At 43.9% G+C, this 19,205-nt stretch carries 17 protein-coding genes; all 17 read right to left on the bottom strand.

The window, feature by feature from the left end; genetic code table 11:
* Positions 1-89: 89 nt before the first annotated feature.
* The 17 genes from E6C74_RS02975 to E6C74_RS02895 all read right to left on the bottom strand — a co-directional run bounded on the left by E6C74_RS02975 (position 90) and on the right by E6C74_RS02895 (position 19,204).
* Complete coding sequence (locus tag E6C74_RS02975) at positions 90-773, bottom strand: acylneuraminate cytidylyltransferase family protein (protein ID WP_206208373.1); 684 nt, start codon at positions 771-773, stop codon at positions 90-92.
* Positions 767-1,423 carry an HAD family hydrolase gene (locus E6C74_RS02970; RefSeq protein WP_136483229.1) on the bottom strand — a complete coding sequence of 219 codons (657 nt, stop codon included), beginning with the start codon at positions 1,421-1,423 and terminating at the stop codon, positions 767-769. Before E6C74_RS02970 ends, E6C74_RS02975 begins: the two co-directional genes overlap by 7 nt.
* Positions 1,407-3,020, bottom strand: coding sequence for an aldolase catalytic domain-containing protein (locus E6C74_RS02965; RefSeq protein ID WP_136483228.1), 1,614 nt, complete (start codon positions 3,018-3,020; stop codon positions 1,407-1,409). The genes E6C74_RS02970 and E6C74_RS02965 overlap by 17 nt, the downstream gene beginning before the upstream one ends.
* 8 nt (positions 3,021-3,028) lie before the next feature.
* Positions 3,029-3,781 carry a sulfotransferase domain-containing protein gene (locus E6C74_RS02960; RefSeq protein WP_136483227.1) on the bottom strand — a complete coding sequence of 251 codons (753 nt, stop codon included), beginning with the start codon at positions 3,779-3,781 and terminating at the stop codon, positions 3,029-3,031.
* Between the two features lies 1 nt (position 3,782).
* Positions 3,783-4,484, bottom strand: coding sequence for a CatB-related O-acetyltransferase (locus tag E6C74_RS21185; RefSeq protein WP_136483226.1), 702 nt, complete (start codon positions 4,482-4,484; stop codon positions 3,783-3,785).
* Between the two features lie 44 nt (positions 4,485-4,528).
* Entirely contained in the window at positions 4,529-5,728 is a 1,200-nt protein-coding gene (locus tag E6C74_RS02950; RefSeq protein WP_136483225.1) for a hypothetical protein, read from the bottom strand.
* Between the two features lie 40 nt (positions 5,729-5,768).
* A complete protein-coding gene (locus tag E6C74_RS02945) occupies positions 5,769-7,007 on the bottom strand; it encodes a glycosyltransferase family 4 protein (RefSeq protein ID WP_136483224.1) in 1,239 nt (412 codons plus the stop codon).
* A gap of 4 nt (positions 7,008-7,011) precedes the next feature.
* Positions 7,012-9,393 carry a glycosyltransferase gene (locus E6C74_RS02940; RefSeq protein WP_136483223.1) on the bottom strand — a complete coding sequence of 794 codons (2,382 nt, stop codon included), beginning with the start codon at positions 9,391-9,393 and terminating at the stop codon, positions 7,012-7,014.
* An 18-nt stretch (positions 9,394-9,411) separates the two neighbouring features.
* Positions 9,412-10,497, bottom strand: coding sequence for a dTDP-glucose 4,6-dehydratase (gene rfbB / locus E6C74_RS02935; protein ID WP_136483222.1), 1,086 nt, complete (start codon positions 10,495-10,497; stop codon positions 9,412-9,414).
* A 107-nt stretch (positions 10,498-10,604) separates the two neighbouring features.
* Positions 10,605-11,531 carry a dTDP-4-dehydrorhamnose reductase gene (gene rfbD, locus E6C74_RS02930; RefSeq protein WP_276605439.1) on the bottom strand — a complete coding sequence of 309 codons (927 nt, stop codon included), beginning with the start codon at positions 11,529-11,531 and terminating at the stop codon, positions 10,605-10,607.
* A gap of 211 nt (positions 11,532-11,742) precedes the next feature.
* Positions 11,743-12,693: a glycosyltransferase family 2 protein gene (locus E6C74_RS02925; protein WP_136483220.1), complete on the bottom strand. Its 951-nt coding sequence runs from the start codon at positions 12,691-12,693 to the stop codon at positions 11,743-11,745.
* Entirely contained in the window at positions 12,674-13,507 is an 834-nt protein-coding gene (locus E6C74_RS02920; RefSeq protein WP_168796944.1) for a glycosyltransferase, read from the bottom strand. The genes E6C74_RS02925 and E6C74_RS02920 overlap by 20 nt, the downstream gene beginning before the upstream one ends.
* Before the next feature lie 2 nt (positions 13,508-13,509).
* The gene (gene rfbC / locus E6C74_RS02915) at positions 13,510-14,055 is read right to left on the bottom strand and encodes a dTDP-4-dehydrorhamnose 3,5-epimerase (protein WP_136483218.1); all 546 of its coding nucleotides are present in this window, start codon (positions 14,053-14,055) and stop codon (positions 13,510-13,512) included.
* A 132-nt stretch (positions 14,056-14,187) separates the two neighbouring features.
* On the bottom strand, positions 14,188-15,102 hold the full coding sequence (gene rfbA / locus E6C74_RS02910) for a glucose-1-phosphate thymidylyltransferase RfbA (protein ID WP_136483217.1): 915 nt from the start codon (positions 15,100-15,102) through the stop codon (positions 14,188-14,190).
* Positions 15,103-15,151: 49 nt separating this feature from the next.
* Positions 15,152-16,552 carry a lipopolysaccharide biosynthesis protein gene (locus E6C74_RS02905; RefSeq protein ID WP_136483216.1) on the bottom strand — a complete coding sequence of 467 codons (1,401 nt, stop codon included), beginning with the start codon at positions 16,550-16,552 and terminating at the stop codon, positions 15,152-15,154.
* A gap of 97 nt (positions 16,553-16,649) precedes the next feature.
* Complete coding sequence (locus tag E6C74_RS02900; RefSeq protein ID WP_136483215.1) at positions 16,650-17,435, bottom strand: ABC transporter permease; 786 nt, start codon at positions 17,433-17,435, stop codon at positions 16,650-16,652.
* Positions 17,436-17,437: 2 nt separating this feature from the next.
* Positions 17,438-19,204: a polysaccharide biosynthesis/export family protein gene (locus E6C74_RS02895; protein WP_240798120.1), complete on the bottom strand. Its 1,767-nt coding sequence runs from the start codon at positions 19,202-19,204 to the stop codon at positions 17,438-17,440.
* Position 19,205: the final 1 nt, after the last annotated feature.

Genomic DNA, 19,205 nt, shown 5'->3' with positions numbered 1-19,205 from the left:
TGGGTAGAAAATATATAAGCCAAGATAACATAGAATAGACACGAGAAGTTCACCATCTATAATTCACTATAAGATAACTTTCAAATAGATTAGAAATCTATAATTTTATTACCCCACAATTTTTCAGCTAATCTGAAATCTTCAGGCCAATCGATATCAACCGATTTCGCTTTTTCCTGGGTCAATAAATAAGGTCTAACACCGATCCTATCTCCATATAATTTATAGTTATCTATATGAGAAATAAACATCCCGCTATCGACTTCAAAAAGTGGCTTGATATTTTGAGTCATTGGCCATTTTAATTGACTACGGTCATAGCTCAGTGGTTTTTTATCATCCCAAATAAATCCTTGCAGCTTGAGAACTGTCATTAACGAATCAAAACCTTCACCTAATTTACTAAAGTACAAATCAATTGCACTCTGATAATCATAGGTATCTATAAAGGGGGACGTTACATGAGTCCAGAGTATATGTCCTTCTTTAATTAAACTGGGTACATAAGCAATAAGCTCATCTGTTGTAGTGGAACTACTGCCTAATTCATCAGGCCTTTCATCCAGTACTATTCGAGTGTCTTTAATTGTAGCAGCAAATTCTAAAACTCTTTCATCATTAGATGAAACGATGAACTGATCCACTGAATTAATCTCTGTTAGTTGCTTTAGCTTTATATTTAACAGACCACCTTCAATACCAGCAAAACTCTTAACATTTTTATCAGGTATCCGTTGACTTCCTTTCCTACAAGGCAAAAACACAGTTAACATGCTAATTCTTCCCAATTTAGTATAACTTTATAATCGTGTTCAAGTGACGCTTTTTTTATTTTTTCAGGAACATTAGAAAATGGAATATATGCAATAAATTCACACGAATTTTTAATCGCAGCTTCCAAATCCGAAATCGCATCACCAAACATAATTGCTTTAGGATTAGATTCTTGCTTTAAAATATTTTCTAGTAATGTAGCCTTTGGTGTTGGCGAACCAAAAACATTAGTAAAATATTTATCCAGTCCACGCAACTTAAATATTTCCCGTAACTCCGATTGCTCTGAACCACTTGCTACATATTTATTACCTTGTAAACATTCAACAAATTCCAAAAAACCAGGAGTTAGATCTGCTTCAATATAAAGTGTTTTACACTGATTAGAAAAACTTTCAAGAATATCGTCCCTAAGAGTATCTCTACCTAAGCCAACTTCTAAAATATCATCAAGAAAGACATTAACATGATGAAAACGTGATTTACCAAAATTATTAGCAAAATAAGAGATACAAGTATCTATCTTATTTTTATCAAACGAAAGAGCGCATAACGCTCTTTCCATAGCATCAATTTTCAGTTGGTTTGAGTCAAGAATAACTCCATCACAATCAAAGATATAAATGTCATAGTTATGAATGGATTGCATAAACAGACCCTTGCTGCACTGGATAAGTCGTCGGAGTCAGTGACGTAAGTACGATTGAACCTTCAACATTATGATATTGTTGAATTACATCAACCATTTCCTGCTGGCGACTATCTCCTTTTTCGTAGCCATCAAACCCGACGAGACTAACCTTCTCTGGCTTGGCAATGACCAACAAACCAAGTACATAGGCGCTGGTTAAATCATAGGATGAGTTAACTTTGGTGCTATCTACACTAAGAGCATCCACATTGCTATCAAAACCAACATCAAAGACTTCCAGATGATTCAATGAAGTCATTTCAGTTTCACTAAAGCGGTGTTTTGGCAAAATAACAGGATGAGAAAGCTGCTTATAGCGCTCGAAATCCGACAAGAACTTAGCATTATGTGACAATACAAAATAATCGACCAGGCTGTTATCAATGTCTTCCACCAGGTTGACTGAAAGTACGACCGGCTGCTTCTCTTTAATATACAATTCGACCGCATCTTTGTATTGCTTGCTGGTTTTTCCATTAGCAATCACTAGCACTTCTTTACCGGAAAATTTTTCTACTAGACTATCAGTGCCTGTCACTTCGTTTGAAGTCGAGTTAAATGATACTGCCGTTTCCAAAACAGCTCCGTTATAAGAAGTTGTACCTTCAAGCTGGCTCAGGTAACTAATAGCACCGACTATCTCTTCTGTACCAAAATGGCTGCTGGACAATAAGTTTTGGATATAAGTAGGATGAACATCATTTTGAGCGCCTAAGAAATACAACAGATTTGTTCCCCAACCATATTGTTTTTGCATACCTTCAAAATGACGCACAACCAGATCATAAACAGGTTGTGGATTATATAAACTTTCGCTACCCAACACCGCCAGCAAGCGTTCAGTCTGTGTGTTGCCAGCTCCGCGTCCCATACCGGTGATAGTGGCGTCAAGCCATTCGACACCTGCATTTTTTGCGGCAATTGAATTGTCTAACCCTTTACTCATATTATCGTGAGTATGAATACCCAAAGGCCCCTGCCACTCAGTACGGAGCGCTTTAATAATACGTTCAACTTCTGAAGAATCCATATTGCCAAGGGAATCGGCAAAGTAAAGTACGTCGAGGTTATCACCCCAAGATTTGGCAATACGCGCTTTTTCTGCGATCATTTCATCCGGCTTACCACCTGCCTGCATCAGGTTATAACCGACAATATAACCTAACTCCTTTAGACGAGAAACTATCGGGCCGGAATCTTCTACTTCATGAAAATGAGCAGCGACACGAACCAGATTAATTTTACTCTCTGCGCACGGAACAAACAAAGCATCAACTGCTGCGATTGGATCCAGCGATGAACTTAAAATGGTTTTCGCATCAACCATTACACCATATGTCGGCCCTTCAGGCAGATAAAGCTGGTTAAGATGTTGCTCAGTAGTGTAGGCATAAGCTCCTACAAAACCTGATTTAGGAAAGTTTCTTAATCCAAGCTCAACGTAATCAATGTTAGCAGAGCTAACTGCTTTCAAATAAGCCTCAACAACTTCGTTGGAGAAATCCCAGTTGTTGTAGTAGCCACCATCACGTAACGTACAGTCTAAAATATTCATAGTTCATTCTACTTATAGTAAGTTGCAAAATCTGGATCGTGTTCTGCCATGACAGCCAGTACTTTTTCAAATCTTTGATTAAGAATATTAATTGTTTCTGGCTTTAGCTCTCTTTTATATCTTCCGGGACAAACATCAGCTCCAGCCCATTTATTTCCTATATATCTAGGGTTATCAGAAAGATTATCGATTCTTTCGACTTCTAAATTATCTCTGATTTCTTTAGTTAGTTCACATTCAAGAAAGTCAGCAGATTTACTAATAAAAGAATCAAAACCTAAGCAAAGCCTAGCATATGTCAATACCGAGAACTTTTTAGGATCAAGTTCAGTCAGCGCCTTAACTATGTTTTCATAATATTTCGTATTTGCTTGTTCGAGTACAAAGTCATCTACAGATTTTTTTCTTAGCTCGGATAACCTGAGTTCCCTTTGTTCTTCAGATTCACCACGCACAGGGTGGCTAAAACGCCAGTGATACACATTACAAAAATGGTCTCGAGGATCTCTATAGTTAATAATTAATTTATGTTCATCATGGACTTTTCCTACATCGAACATAGTAGGGAGATTGAAACGGTGTAAATTTCCGTCACTTGGTAGATCAGCATCTTTAAGAGCATCTACTGAATTCTTAGAAAGAAACTTATCGATATATTTAGCATCATCAAAACTTGAGTTTTGAATCGTAGTAAATATCCTTAACATAGAATCAGTTGCCGATGTCTGCGTTGTTAGGTAAATATATGTATTATTGGTCATTCTATAAGTCTTTAAATGGTATTTTTTCTAGTTTTAACAATTTTAGTTGATCTTTTTCTAACAGTAATTCTATGGTTTCAATACATTCAACCACATTAGAGAAATGAAAATTCTCAATTGAGAACACATTATATTTCCACCACTGTATATCAACTAACCTTTTTATAATTTCACTATTAAATCGATACTTGATAACCTTAGCTGGGACTCCCCCAACAATAGAATATGCTGGCACATCCTTTATAACCACGGATCCAGCCGAAATGATTGCACCGTCACCGATTTTTACACCAGCTTTGATAAAAACATGCGCCCCGATCCACACATCATTTCCTATTTCTACAGGAGGAATTCTAGGACGATAGCGATCGATAGGTTCATGATACGGTATTCCACATTCTAAGAACATATTTTTCCAGCCATGTAAATTAGTCTGGTATTGCATCATAGAAGTACTTAACCAATCAGTTGGATGCTCTGAGGGACCAATAGTAACCTTGTCAGCAATAGAACAAAACCTGCCGATTTTACAAGAATTAATGTTCGATGCCTTCCCATAAATTCCAGTAAAGCCGCCCACTTGTAACAAACAATTCGGTCTGACATTACCTTGAATAGTTAAGGGCGCTTCTAAATAAGACAACTCATGTAAGTCTGGAATATTTTTAGGGATTTCAATATAACGCCGAAATGATGCATTCATTAATTTACCCTTAGAATTTTTTGAAAAATCAAATAAATTGAAAATCAAGAAAATAACACTTTATTGTACTGTTCAATTTTTTTATTTACTAGCTCACCATTGGGCCTTAGATTTTTTGCTTTTAGCATAAAGTACAATGCATTTTTATAATTACCCAATTTTTCCCACGCCATAGCGGTATTTCTTAACATCTCAAAATTGTTCAAAAGCTCATCTTGTTCAAAAAATTCATCTAGCTCATTTAACGTTGAATAACTATAAATATATTCAAATGCGTATCTTTTTATTGCCTTTGGCTGAGAGGAAAATTTACTAACAACATTTTTAACAAATTCAGAATCTATACTGATATATTTACTACTAAAGCGAACACTTTCATCAAAAAAATCATTTCCTAGCCGTTTAGCCAAAAATTCATTTTCAGCCTCTAAATCAGACTTAACAATATTGAATTCATCTTCGGTTAACAAGAATTTATCTTTATCACAATTAACATGGCTATCGAAGTGATGAACACCTTCTCTTCTTGGGTTTAATTTTCCGCTTTCATCAAATAGAGGTAACTTGGAATTAATATAATTTAATAGACGACTAGTCTTATTACCGACACCTTCATTGACTGAAATAGGTTTTATATCATTAAAGTCAACTCCAATTTCTTTTAAAAATTGGGGTATTAAACCAGCATTAGATGAACAAAGTTTCTCAAACGAAAAATATTTTACATTCTCAAAAACATCATCTAGCTTAGAGATTATATTTGATATACTAACGACAGAAAGATTATTTAAACTAGCAACACCTCCTTTAATGTTCTGCTGAACCAATGAACAAAGCAAAGAATAAGGAGATCGAATAACACAATATACAGACAATTCAAATCCCTTATTCTCCAGGATTTTCTTCAATTTCACTAACGCATCTTTAGATAAGATCGATATATCCTCTCCTGATAAAATTAAATCATTATCGCCATCTAAACATTCATTTAATTTTTTGAGGTAAATGTTATTTTGAAATTCAACATCAATAGAAAACCTTTTATTTATATGATATTCATTCGGTTCCTCATGGAACAAACTATAAATAGGAATGCTATGATTTATTACATTTATTCCATTCATATCAAAGATAGGAAAATCAATTCCGTTAGACTGTAAAATATCAATATTTTTTGCCAACGTCTCTTGAATCGAACTAGTGGCAGTCTTATGTAATCCAACGTGGAGTATACACTTTTTCATAAGATTCCTACTTATAAATAACGTTCAATAATATCATATACTACGGATAAACTTCATCTAGATGAATATCTGCACACTGCTCAATAGTAAGTGGTAACTGAATATTTTCAACAAACACTTCCCAATTCGAGCTATCACTGATGATATTTTCAATTTTATTAGCCAAGTCCATAGGATTGCGTGCTCTGAACAGAATTCCGGTCTCACCATCAACAATTTTTTCAGCCATTCCACCGATGTCACTGCCAATCAGCGGACGACCATGTTTGTAGGCTTCCTGAATCACCATCGGTGAGTTTTCCCACCAGTTGGACGGAATGATTACCCAGTCGGTCTGTGCCAGAAGCTGGCCCATCTCATGGGATTCATAAGCGCCATGCATGGTCACCACACCTTCCAGCTCTTCCAATAGCGCGACGACTTTCTCTTTAAATTCGCTGCTTTGCTGATCCAGGTTAGCACCATGAATATCAAGATGAACCTGATCCAAAACTTCTTCAGGAAGCGCTTTAAAGGCTTCCAGCAAAGTATCAATACCCTTGAACGGATTGACCTGACCAAAGAAAGCGAACTTACCACGAGGTTCACCTTTCATTAACGGTCTTGGTGGTAAGAATTCTACTTGAGGCTGGCCATTTTCAATCATGGTCATCTTACTTGCATCGATGCCCCACTCTTTATAACGGTCAATCAGGAAATGACTCGGCGAGACAAAGTGATCCACCAGGTTGAATACCGACTTAATATATTTTTCACGCAAGAAAAAGTCGGATGCATTTTGATGCGGGAAACAATTGGCACAATCTGAAGGTGTGGCTTTGTAGCAAAGCTTCATCTGTGGCCCAGGTTTGACCATTTGACCATTGTGCGCGCAAATCGCAAGGTACTCGTGCAGCGTTAACACGATTCTGGCATCAGGCAGAGTCCGTTTCACCTGCTTAATCAGCTCCAGTCCCATATGGATATAATGATGAAAATGGACTACTGTTGGCTGATATTGCTCTAACAGAGATTTAAAATCTTGCCAAACATGCTTTTTGTAGCCATTTTGAAACAAGAAGAAATCTGACATATGAGTATGAAACAGTATTTCCTGACTATTGTTACGAGTAGAAAAGGTAGAACCACCATGTGCCGGGCGATCGGTTCTGGCCAGAAACAAGCTGTCGATTCCTCTGGCCTGATATTCCTGATACAAGTTATAAGCCGCAACTTCGGCACCACCTTTACTAATATCCGGGTGGCCATGTGAGACGATTAGAATTTTTTGTTTGCTCATTTGCTTAAGCCTGTAGACGTTGAATTAATTGATCCCAGCGTTGGGTATGCTGCCAACCGTTAAATAAAGTCAGCTTGAATTTCCAGTCACCCTGGTCGACCAATGACTGAGACTGACGCTCTAAGTGATAAAGCTTTTCTGTGCCCAGAATATAGTTGTCATAACCACTTTCCAGCAGTTTCAGACATAAATCCGAGTCTTCGAAATCACCCAGAATATAGCTGGTATCAAAGCCACCAATTGCATCATATTTCTGTTTTTCAACTAACAGGCAGGCAGCCGTGACTGTCGGGCATTTTTCTAACCCAACTTCAGGTACCAAGGCTTCAGGGAAACCTTTGAACTGATGGTCATTGAGCCACAAATGACCAAATTCATTGTTTTGAACAAACTTCATCCCGATGTGTTGAATAGATTCGTCTTCATAGACTAGCTTGACACCCATAGCACCGATATTATCGGTCTGTTGGTATTGGTTCAGCATCCGCTTCAACCAACCAGACTCAGAAGGAATCACATCAGAATTGAGTAGTAACAGGTACTCACTTTCAGCAAATAGAACTCCTAGATTATTCGCTCCGGCAAAGCCGAGATTGCGGCCAGCGCTCACCACACGGAACGAGACATCGTTCATTTTTGCAATGTCTTCACACATGACTTTTGTCGCTTGCTCAATACGCGGGTCATCAACCACATAAATCAAGTCAACATTTTTAAAATCTTCATCGTACTCAAATTGGCTGATCTGATGTAATACAAAGTCATAACGGCCATAAAGGGGCACAATGACCGAGCAGCTTGGTTGCTCTGCCTTTGTACCAAATTGATATACTTTGATGTCATCTAAAGGCGGTAACGCCGTTCTGTGTTTCCAAAGAGAGAGCAATGCCGGAGAGATATGCTGCTGATACAGTTTATTAACACGGCTCGAACGTGGGTCGACATCTTGCAGTATATGCTGCGTTACCGTCACTTCATTATCTTCAACCGCACTAAGCTGCAACGGGAAACGGGCTATCTGACCAGACTCGGTAAAAAACAGTAAGTACAGTGGCTCTTTATAATCCCAGAGTTCACTGTAGCAATAAAATCCGCTTTCAAAACTGGCTGGAAGATGATCAAATGCTTCGCTTACATCTGCTCTAACCTTTCTGACTAAATTAGGTAATAGGTTCGCAGACAACTTTGCGCCATCAGTGACAAAGATAGCGGTTAGATCGCATTGAAAATCATCCAACCAACCTCTGAAGAAACATCCCTTGTCCAGTGCAAAACCGGCTTCTATATGCAGATTAATTTTGAGTTCGTGAATCGCTTTGAATTGAGGTTCACACTCAGCGATGTAACTACGCCCCAGAACCTGCATCAGAAATAATTTGGCACTTCCGGAGGAAAAGGCATTGCTGTCGACCAGGTTTTGACCCAATTCTTCTTTGCCCATAGCGTCAAACTGTTTAAGTTCCACATCTTTTGTATGAGCACTGTTGGCAAAAGTCAGTTTGAATTCTTTGTCTTGTGATGAGGTGAGTTCAAGCAGCAGCAGGAAACCATAGCTGACATCTTCACCTTGTAAGCCAAAGCTCACCGCCACATCACGACGTTCGCGGCGAATACACTTGAGCAGTCTCAAAGGTTTGCTATCTTTCGAGGCAACTACCGTAACGGCATCCTCAGTATCGATATCAGCACACCAGCCTCGTATCATTAAGATTTTGTTGTTGTAGATACCAACTTTTTCGATGTGATGCTTTATCGGATTCTGAGCCAGTTCAGCTGCCAGCTGACGCTGTTGTTCTTCCTTGATCTTTTGGTCTAGATCAATAACTTCAACATCACTTTCTTCTGTTACTTCCGATTCAGCAACAGAGTCCATTGCTGTGGTATCAATAGCATCACCGTCGACATTTTTAAAAAACTCATCCCAGGCAGATTGTAATTGCTCCTGTGATGCTCCGGTTTCTTCCAGAGGGATAGTTAATTCGGAATCTTGCGACTTAAATGTGATGCTCAAATCACCCGATGCATGTTCAATATCGTAAATTTTAAAAAAGCCAGGCTCTAATAATTCGTTATTCAAGTTGAGATGGCTCAAGACATCATTGCGTTGCTCGCGGCGCGATTGAAGCAGATGCGCTAAGGTTCCGTCTGAACTAGAGACTGAAACAGACACGTGCTGCTCTTCTTGAACGCACCATCCCTTAACGATCAAATAATCGCCGTCGAAACGGCCTGCTAAATCAATCCAGTAGCGAATAGCTGCTTTATCCGGATCCTGTTTTGTCGATGGGGATTCAACATCACTTTCTTCCACCTTAACCACAACACCCATTTCTTTATTCTCAGGAGCAAACGTCTTACCCAACTTTTTTTTAAACCAAACACTCATAAACTGACGCCCCGGACCTTAAGCCTTTATCAGTGGCAACCACCACGATTGATTATTTAAATACCATTCCACTGTTTTCTTAATGCCAGTTTCAAATGATTCCGCTGGTTTATAACCCAGTTCGTTATTGGTCTTAGTGGCATCAATCGCGTAGCGGCGGTCGTGGCCGGCACGATCGGTGACATAAGTAATCAGGGATTCTGATTCGCCAGACTTAGCCGCCAGCGCCAATGGGTAACGGGAAGCCAGTTCTGCATCATCGGCAAACGCCTGGTTCATCAGTTTGCATACCACTTTGACGATATCGATATTGGCCCATTCGTTATGGCCACCGATATTGTAGTTTTCACCCAGTCGGCCTTGGTTCAGCACCAGGTCAATGCCGCGTGCGTGGTCGGTCACGTACAGCCAGTCACGGATCTGTTGTCCATCACCGTAAATTGGCAGCGCTTTGTTGTGCAGAATGTTAGTGATGATGAGCGGGATCAGTTTTTCCGGGAAATGGAACGGGCCGTAGTTATTGGAACAGTTTGATGTGGTGACTTCTAAACCGTAGGTATGGTGGTAAGCACGCACCAGGTGATCAGAGGCCGCTTTTGAAGCTGAATATGGTGAGTTTGGTGCGTAAGCCGTTTCTTCTGTAAAGGCCGGATCGTTCGGGCCTAAGGTGCCGTACACTTCATCGGTAGAGACATGGTGGAAACGGTGCGGTAACGGCGCTTTGCCTTGAGCTTTTGGCTCATCCAACCACACTTTTTTACCCGCTTTAAGCAAGCTATAAGTACCAAGAATGTTGGTCTCGATAAATGCATCCGGGCCGGTGATCGAACGGTCAACATGAGACTCTGCGGCAAAGTGTACAATCGTGTCCAGCTGATGTTCTTTGAGCAGAGTTTCAACTAATTCGGTATTGCAGATATCGCCGTGAACAAAAATAAAGTTCGGATTATCTTGTACCGGAGTTAAATTATCTTTATTCCCCGCGTAAGTCAGCGCATCGAGTACCACCACTTTATCATTCGGGTATTGTTCCAGCCAGTAGTGGACATAATTTGCGCCGATAAAGCCTGCGCCACCTGTTACCAATAGATTACGTTGTTTCATGATGTTTAAATTTATGTTGTTAAGTGAAGTTGGGTAGTTTAGAGAAATACAAGTCGCAAAAGTTAGACAGAGTAAAATTCTGTTTCAATTCCGCAACTTTTGAGCAGCTAGTCACAGCTTGCCAGCTCATCCAACATTGCCGCCAGCTGCTTACGCCAGTAAACGGTCTCCGTTTGGCTCGCTTGCTCAGCGCTGGTTTTATCAATCACGCTGAAACTCGGCCGTTTGGCCGGGGTCGGGTATGCTGAAGCGGGAATCGGGCGCACCGGGATCGATTTGTCGAGTAAGCCTTTCTCGACTGCCAATTCCTGAATTGCAACGGCAAAATCATACCAGGATGCCACACCAGCATCGGTCCAGTGCAGAATTTGCGTCTGCTCTGATTCAGCGCCGGTTGTGTTTTGTGTCTGCTGCTCAATCAGGTTCCAGATCATCTGTGCCAGGCCTTTGGCCCAGGTTGGTGTACCGACTTGATCGTACACGATACCCAATTGCTCTTTTTCCGCCATCAGGCGCAGCATGGTTTTAACAAAGTTATTGCCGTGCGCGGAATAAACCCAGGCGGTGCGAATGATGGTGGCCTGATTACCGAGAATGGCTGCAATTTTCAGGTCGCCCTGCAGTTTCGAATCGCCATACACGTTAACCGGGCATGGGCGGTCATCCGGCTGATACGGCGTGGTCTGATTGCCGTCAAACACGAAATCGGTCGAGACATGCACCAGTATGGCATTGTGCTCTTTACATGCCAGTGCCAGATTTTCACTGCCGTTTTGGTTGACGGCATAAGCCGTTTCTTTATCGCTTTCGGCTTTATCCACCGCGGTATAAGCCGCCGCGTTAATCACCACATCCGGCTGATACCCGGTAATAGCATCAAATACCGCCTGCTGCTTCGTAATGTCCAGTTGTTGTGAATCGAAAGCCGTAATGGTGTGTTGGCTTGGTGCTGTTTGTTCCAGTTCCCAGGCTAACTGACCGCCTTTGCCAGTGATTAGAATTTTCATATTAATTTTTTCAATAACAGATTTAATGTGTGAGGCGGTATGGCCGCCTCTTCCTTTTGAGGGGAGAGCACTTTAGTGATAACTAGTGATTAGATACTAACGGTTAAATACCAACGGTAAAAACCATTGGTCATAAAAACCATTAGTCATAAAAACAAGGCGCCCGGCCCCTGGTCTCCCTTTGCCACTCTGACTGCTAAAAATTACACCGGTTAAAGCGATATTAAAAATTATCTGACTATCGGCTCTTTAACAGCGTCAGTAACAGTGCCAGTTGCCCTTTCCAGTTGTGTTGCCGAACTTTGCCCTGACAGAACAAACCAAGCCGCTGCCAATAGGTATAATGTTTAAGGCGAGCAAAGTCTGCCTCTGCCCCCCCGGTTTTGCTAAACACCCCGGTTTCGCTAAAACGGGTTTGCAGCGCTGCGGCTTGCTCCACCGTATGCCAGAAGTTCGTTTCGAAACGCTGTAAGTGACGAAAGAAGTGACGGATTAAATACAGCACTGAGTGTGATTTCGCGCCCAGGCTGTTACTGCTGTGCTGACGATAATCCATTAATGCTTCATCAATAAACACCACTTGGCCATTTAACCTTGCAACCAACACTAACCACCAGTCGTGCATAAAAGCGGCTGGCGGTATTGGCATTGCCTGTTGCAGTAAAGCGCGGTTGAACAACATGGTGCAGCCGGAAGCGACATTTTGTTGCAGTAACCTTTCGGTCGAGTGGTGCCAGTCACGGGAGATATTACGCAGCTGAAAAAAGCTCGGGCATAACTCATTCAGATCCTGATCGACGATTCGCTTATCGGTAAACACCAGTCGCGGTTGATGTGGATCTGCTCCTATAACGGCCTGCAGTGAACGCTCGATTTTTTGCGGATGCCAGATGTCATCCTGATCGCACAGCATGATGTAGTCTGCCGTGGTCAGGCTGAGGCCAAAATTAAAATTGGCGCACGGGCCGTGTAACGGCCCGCGATTACTATGCCACTCAATTTTCGGGTCAGCCTGTTGCAGGCGGGCAATGATCGCCCGCGTCTGATCCGATGAACCATCGTCGACAATAATTAACCGGGCGACGAGTTGCTCATAGCCCGATGAAACCTGCAGCGAAGTTATCTGCTGCTCAATAAACTGCTCACCATTGTAGGCAGCCAGCACAATATCAATACACGCTTTCGTCACTGCCGGTTTTCATCCATGCTTCATCGTATGGCTTTTTCAGCACCTTGATGCGGATATAATTACGCACCCGCACATAGCGCCATACCAGATTCGAGTGAATCGCTTTACGCAGATGCTTGTGCATCGCCTCACCACCCAAATGATGAATCATTCTGACTGACTCCACCTCAACACAAGGGATCTCGAGTAATTTGGCTTTGTAGCACAAATCGACATCCTCGCAATAGAGCGGGAACAACTCATCAAAGCCGTTTAAACGGCTAAAGGTTGATTTGGTGGTGATGATGGCCGAAGCAAAATACCAGTCACGCCGCTTTTGCCGCTGCCCGGTCGGCAAACCAAGCTTAGCTCGGATTAAACGCAGTGCCTGGTTTGGTAAACTGGGCCACTCGTTATAATTTTGCTGGCGGGAACCATCGCTGTTTAGCAGGCACGGATAAAACAAGTTGCCGTCGATTTTTTCGCGATGGTTGATAAACCACTTCTGTACCGAGCTATTTATGAACTGGCAATCCGGATTAATAATAAACAGGTGCTCATAGCTCGCTTTAGTGATGGCAAAATTATTACCGACACTAAACGACCTGGGCTGGCTAAATTTATACAAGCGGATCGACGAGTTCATCGTGCTCAGCTGTTGATTGCACTCTTTGACCCAGCAATCAAATGCATCACTGTTAAGATTATCAATCAGGATCAGCTCAAACGGCGATGGCCAGAACTTGATCAGCGAAGCGACCAGCTCACGAATATAGCCTTCATGCCCGTGAGAAACGGTGACCAGTGATATCGGCGGCGCGCTGGAATAAGGCACAGTTAGAATTTTGGCGCTGCGTCAAAGCTGAGGCCGGCGACATCTTTCGCAGACAAACTTGGCGCTTGGTTATTAACCAGCGGCCATTCAATTGCCAGCGCCGGATCATCCCATTTGACGGACACTTCCGCTTGCGGGTTATAAAAGTCGGTACACTTGTAGGCAAACTCGGCCTCATCAGACATCACATAAAAACCATGAGCAAAACCTTCCGGTACCCACAGCTGGCGTTTATTGTCTGCTGACAGCACCACACCCACCCATTGGCCAAACGTTGGTGACGCTTGGCGCATATCGACTGCCACATCAAACACTTCACCGGACACCACGCGCACCAGTTTGCCCTGGGTATTTTCCGTCTGGTAATGCAAGCCGCGTAAAATGCCGTGACTGGATTTACTGTGATTCTCCTGGACAAATTCGCGCTCGCCACAATGCTGATTAAACAGTGTGGTGCGGAAAGTCTCCATAAAGAAACCTCGCTCATCACCAAACACCTGAGGCTCGATAATTTTGACTTCCGGAATGTCTGTATCAATAAATTTCATTGTTAAACCTTTATAAACCACTGCATGGTATAGCTAATACCATTTATATCATTAATTATTGTCTGGCACGCGCTCAACAGCTAAAGCCTGAAGCCGACTCACAGCTTCAAGCCCAAGCATCAAGATCTAAGCTTAAAATACTTTATGATCCAGCAGGCCTAGCAGGTAATCACCGTAACCGGATTTGCGCAGTGGCTCGGCAATGCGGCGAATCTCTTCTTCACCAATAAAGCCCATGCGGTAGGCCACTTCGGCCGGGCTGTTAACCTTAAGGCCCTGGCGCTTCTCAATCGCACGGATAAAGACCGCCGCATCCAGCAGGTCATCCAACGTGCCGGTATCGAGCCAGGCAGTGCCGCGACCCATCACTTCAACGTTGAGAGTGCCCGCTCGCAGGTACTGCTCAATCAAATCGGTAATTTCCAGTTCACCACGCACTGATGGTTTGACCTTTTTCGCGTACTCAACCACGTTTTGGTCAAAAAAGTACACGCCAGGAACTGCGTATTTGGATTTCGGCTGCTGCGGTTTTTCTTCTATCGACAGCACTTTGCCATCACAGTCAAACTCGACCACGCCGTATGAGGTTGGATCTGCCACGTGATAACCAAAGATGGTTGCTCCATCGCCGTTGCTGTTCGCATTGCGGAACGATTTCGCCAGATCATGGCCGTAGAACAGGTTATCACCCAGGATCAATGCCGCTGGTGCACCGTCAAGAAACTCTTCTGCCAGAATAAACGCCTGGGCTAAGCCATCCGGTGACGGCTGTACCACGTATTCCAGCGATACGCCCCACTGCGAGCCGTCGCCCAGCAGGCGCTGAAAGCGGTGCTGCTCTTCCTGGGTGGTAATGATGCAGATCTCACGGATACCCGCCATAATCAGGTTGGCCAGCGGGTAGTGGATCATCGGTTTGTCATACACCGGCATCAGCTGTTTGCTGACCACCTGGGTAAGCGGGTAAAGACGGGTGCCGGAGCCACCGGCCAGAATAATCCCTTTACGTCCATACGGATTAATCGGCGATTCGACGGTTAAATTCATAGTCCAACTGTTCCTTGCATGATTATTTTCAATGTCTTATTGGGGGGAGTTATTTCAGTTCGCGGATGGTCGAGACGATGATATTACCAATGGCAAACAGCATCGCCGCCAAAGCAGCAAACAGAGAGATATTGTACAAGGCATCCGGGTATTTGTTGTCTTCCGGCTGCGTCGCCGCTTCCACCACTACCAGATATTTAAGCTGGCGATACGCTTCGATGCGCGATTTTTCCAGCGAGACCTGTGATGAAGTATAAGCCTGCAGCGCCAGTTCCATTTTGACTTTTAAATCGGTATAGCTGGCCAGGATTTCACTCAGCGGGGTCACTTTGCCGTCTTCTTCCGACAATTTGGAGCGCTCTTTTATCAGCTGCTCTTTAAGCGCGGCAAGCTGATTTTTTGCCTGCACAACCTGCGGCGCATGCGGGCTCATGATTGCTGACAGCCCTTTCAATTCTGCTTCTTTGCTTGATACCTGCCCTTCCAGCCCGTAGGCAATCTGCTGCATTGCCATGCCTTCTGCGGTCGGATCGAGCAGATTATAACGCTGCTGGAAGTTCATCAGTTTGACCTGCGCCTGCTCCAAACGCTGCTCGATGTTCTGATGCTCATGGGTGATAAATTTGAGCTGCGCTTCGGCCAGTTGGTGACCAATCGAGTTAATGTACCACTCGGCACGCTTGACTATGGTTTCAGTGAGCAGATGAGCAAACTCTTTATCAAACGCCTGGCTGTAGACATGTACGATGCTTGATTTCGAGTCAATGTAGACTTCGAGGTGGTCCTGATAATATTTAAGAAAATCTTCCCGGGTCGCATCATCCGGCAAACTGCTGAACAGATCGATAGAGGACTGGGTGTAATGCTCACGCAAATTGAGCTTATCATCCAGATAACTCAGCATATCGTTCGACAGGATATAAGCTTTCACCAACTCGGTATCTGAGACTCCGCTGTTCGACACCCCTAATCCGGTCAGGATTGCCATGGAGGCATCCATGGTCGCCATCCCATCCGGCTGCTGCACTATCACCTGCGCCTGGCTCTCATAACGATCAGTCGCCCAAATCAGCTGATAAAAGGCAAACAGCAGGGTCGGCGTAACGACCAGCAGGAAAAAATGCGATTTCTTCAGCGCGTTAAACCAGCGTCGCCACAGCGGCAGATCCTCAGCGTCTTGAGCCGCGTTTTCGTCGGATGCATTTTGCACCGGACTTTGAGCTTTATCCTGACTCTCGCTGTTTGGTGTCAGTTTCGCTTGCGGCTTGGCGGGTTGTGCCTGCTGCTTTTTCAGGTTGCTAACCCGAAGCAGGATACGTTTCGCCAGTTCCGGGTCACTAGCTTCCAGCTGTTCCGCTTTGGCGGTGAGAAATTCAATACTGTTGAATTCTTGTTGCGTAAGATCTTGCTGTAACTGCTTAAACTTCTGTGCAGTAGTCGGTTCGCTCATGGATAATTCTTATAAAGTTTGAATGCGTCCCATCGGGCGCACTGTCGTTAGTAATTAATGGCAAATAGTTACTCGCTAATAATTAGCCACTCACTATTTAGCGGCTGATGGCTTGCTTCCAACTTGCGTGATAACACGCCAGGGCAAAAAAGGTCAGTACCAGAGTCGTAATATCCAGGTAAAAATAGCTGACTCCCTCATAACCGTACTGCGGATAAGCGGCATAGCGCGCCAGCTCGACTGCATGCAGCAGCGGGTTCCAGGTTAAATAAGGCCAATAATCACGCGGAATATCCTGCAGGCTGAAAAAGATGCCAGAGATAAAAAAGATTGGCCGCATTGCCAGTGAACGTAACTTATCCACTTCCGGCACATAACAGGTTGCGAGTGCAAACAGCACACCAAGGCTGGTCGCAATCAGCCATACCCGCAACAAGATCAATAAGATTTCCAGCAGATCATTAATCTGACCATCAATTCGCAAGAAGTAAGCCAGTATGGCAATAATCAATACCACAAACAGCTTGATGAGCAGCTCAAAGCCCGCAATGGCAATAATCGAACTGATCGGCTGTACCTGACGAAATGCATACAGAGGCTTATTTTTCTTTATCGAAGCAGATACTGAACCGATACAGCCGAGAAAAAACTGCACCAGGATCATACCAAACACCATAAAGTAGAAGGTCGGTACACCGTGGGTTTCCCCACCATCCATTCGGCCGCGAATATAAGAAAGCATAAAGATAAAGGCGACCGGAGAGACGACACTCCAGGCCACGCCAAGTTTATCATTCGATTTGCTTTTAATTTCTCGCAAAAATATGGCGAAGATGACATCGCCCCACACTTTGAGCGTGGAGCGTTTTTCAACCAAGGCCATCGTTATCTGACCGCCACGTTGGCCGCCACTGCGATCTGGTAGATGATCTGCGTGATGTCTTTAACTGCCTGCATGGTTTTGGTTTCCACTTTCGGCAGCACCAGGATCTGATCGCCTTTTTCAATCGGGTCTTTACTGTCAAATTCAACCAGACCGTTGGCGCGCACAATCGCGATGCGTTTGTCTTCCGCACGGTCGGTAAAACCACCCGCCCAGGCCACGTAGTCATCGATACTCGCACCCTTGTTATACACGACCGCTTGTGGCATCAGCACTTCGCCGCCGATCTGTACCAGATCGGTTTTGTACGGAATAACGATCGTATCGCCCTGCTCGAGCAGGATATTGGCGATATTGCCATCATCAGAGACAATCACTTTACCCAGCGGCTGCACCTTACGGGCGCGCTCGGTAAACTGCATCACCATCTCCGCTTCTTTGGCGCGAATCGCCGCTTCGCCATCAGAGGAAGCTGGTGCGGTAAACACGCTGCGCTCGAGGCGATCCAGTGATTCGTTGAGCATCTCTTTCTGCTTTTGCGCGACACTTTTACGCAAAATATAGATTGAACCATTATTGGTCAGTTCCGGGTCGATCGGAATATAACTGAGCAGTTCGTGCAGACGGGTACGTTTATTGACGGAAAAATAAGACGGGCCAAGGTAACTGCCGGTGACCTGAATATCGATCACCTGCGGATGCAAATCATCATTAAACATCACCTTATCGCCATCCTGTAATTTGAATTTCAGGAATTCCTGGTACGGCATATATAAAGAGAACGGCCCGGTGTCCCGGTTACCCATTACAGCGACGTGGCTCACTTTCGCCAGCGGACGTGAATACTGAGTCAGCATATTGCCCGGCGTGACCGGCTCTTTGAGCTCAAACCGGAACGGGTTACGCACCCCGCCGGATACGGTAATCGCAGCCTTCTGCGGCTTGACCAAAATGACATCGCCATCTTTAAAGCTGACTTTGGGCATTTTACCGGTACGAATGAAGTCATATAAATCAATATCTTCAATCGGCTGATTGTCGCGCAGGACGACAATTTCACGGTAGCTGCCACGCTCGGGATCAATGCCGCCAGCCCGGTTGAGGTAATACAAAACACTGTCGGATGCCATACCGGCATACTGACCCGGACGAATCACCGGTCCGGAAAGATAAATACTGACCGGAGTGGACGTTAATAAGTTAACGTAAACGCTGACATTATTGGTATAAACTTTCTTTATTTGCGAAGTGACGTATTGGTTAACTTCACTGGCACGTAAATCTTGCACTTTAATCGGGCCGATATCCGGAATAAATATATTGCCCTGATTATCTACGGTGACCACGCTGGAATAATTAACCGCTCCCCAGATCCAGATATTTATTTTATCTCCGGCTGCGATCAGATAGTTATCATTTAATCCGTCTGTCCGCTCAGTTTCATATCCGCCAGCAAATAAGTTTGCACCATAAGGGGGCGGCATATTCTCACCACTTGAGGGCAATAACTTACGCACATCGGTTTCACCCGGTAATAATAAGTTGGTGCGGTTTTCGCTCGAATAGGTTCCCATCGCCAGCGCTTCATTCGGCGCTTGCTCACCCTGGGGACTGGTCGGACTGGTATAAGCGGATGGGTCGGCCGCAGCTGCCGCAGCCGCGCCATTTTGATTGGCGGCATTCATCAAAAATGGAGAAGCGGCATAAGCAGCCACAGGCAGGAACGACAATGCACACAGCAGTCGTTTGCTAAATAAAGAGAGATTCATA

Source organism: Vibrio sp. H11, assembly GCF_004804295.1.
Lineage (GTDB): Bacteria > Pseudomonadota > Gammaproteobacteria > Enterobacterales > Vibrionaceae > Vibrio > Vibrio ostreae.
This window is presented reverse-complemented; position numbering and strand designations above follow the sequence as displayed.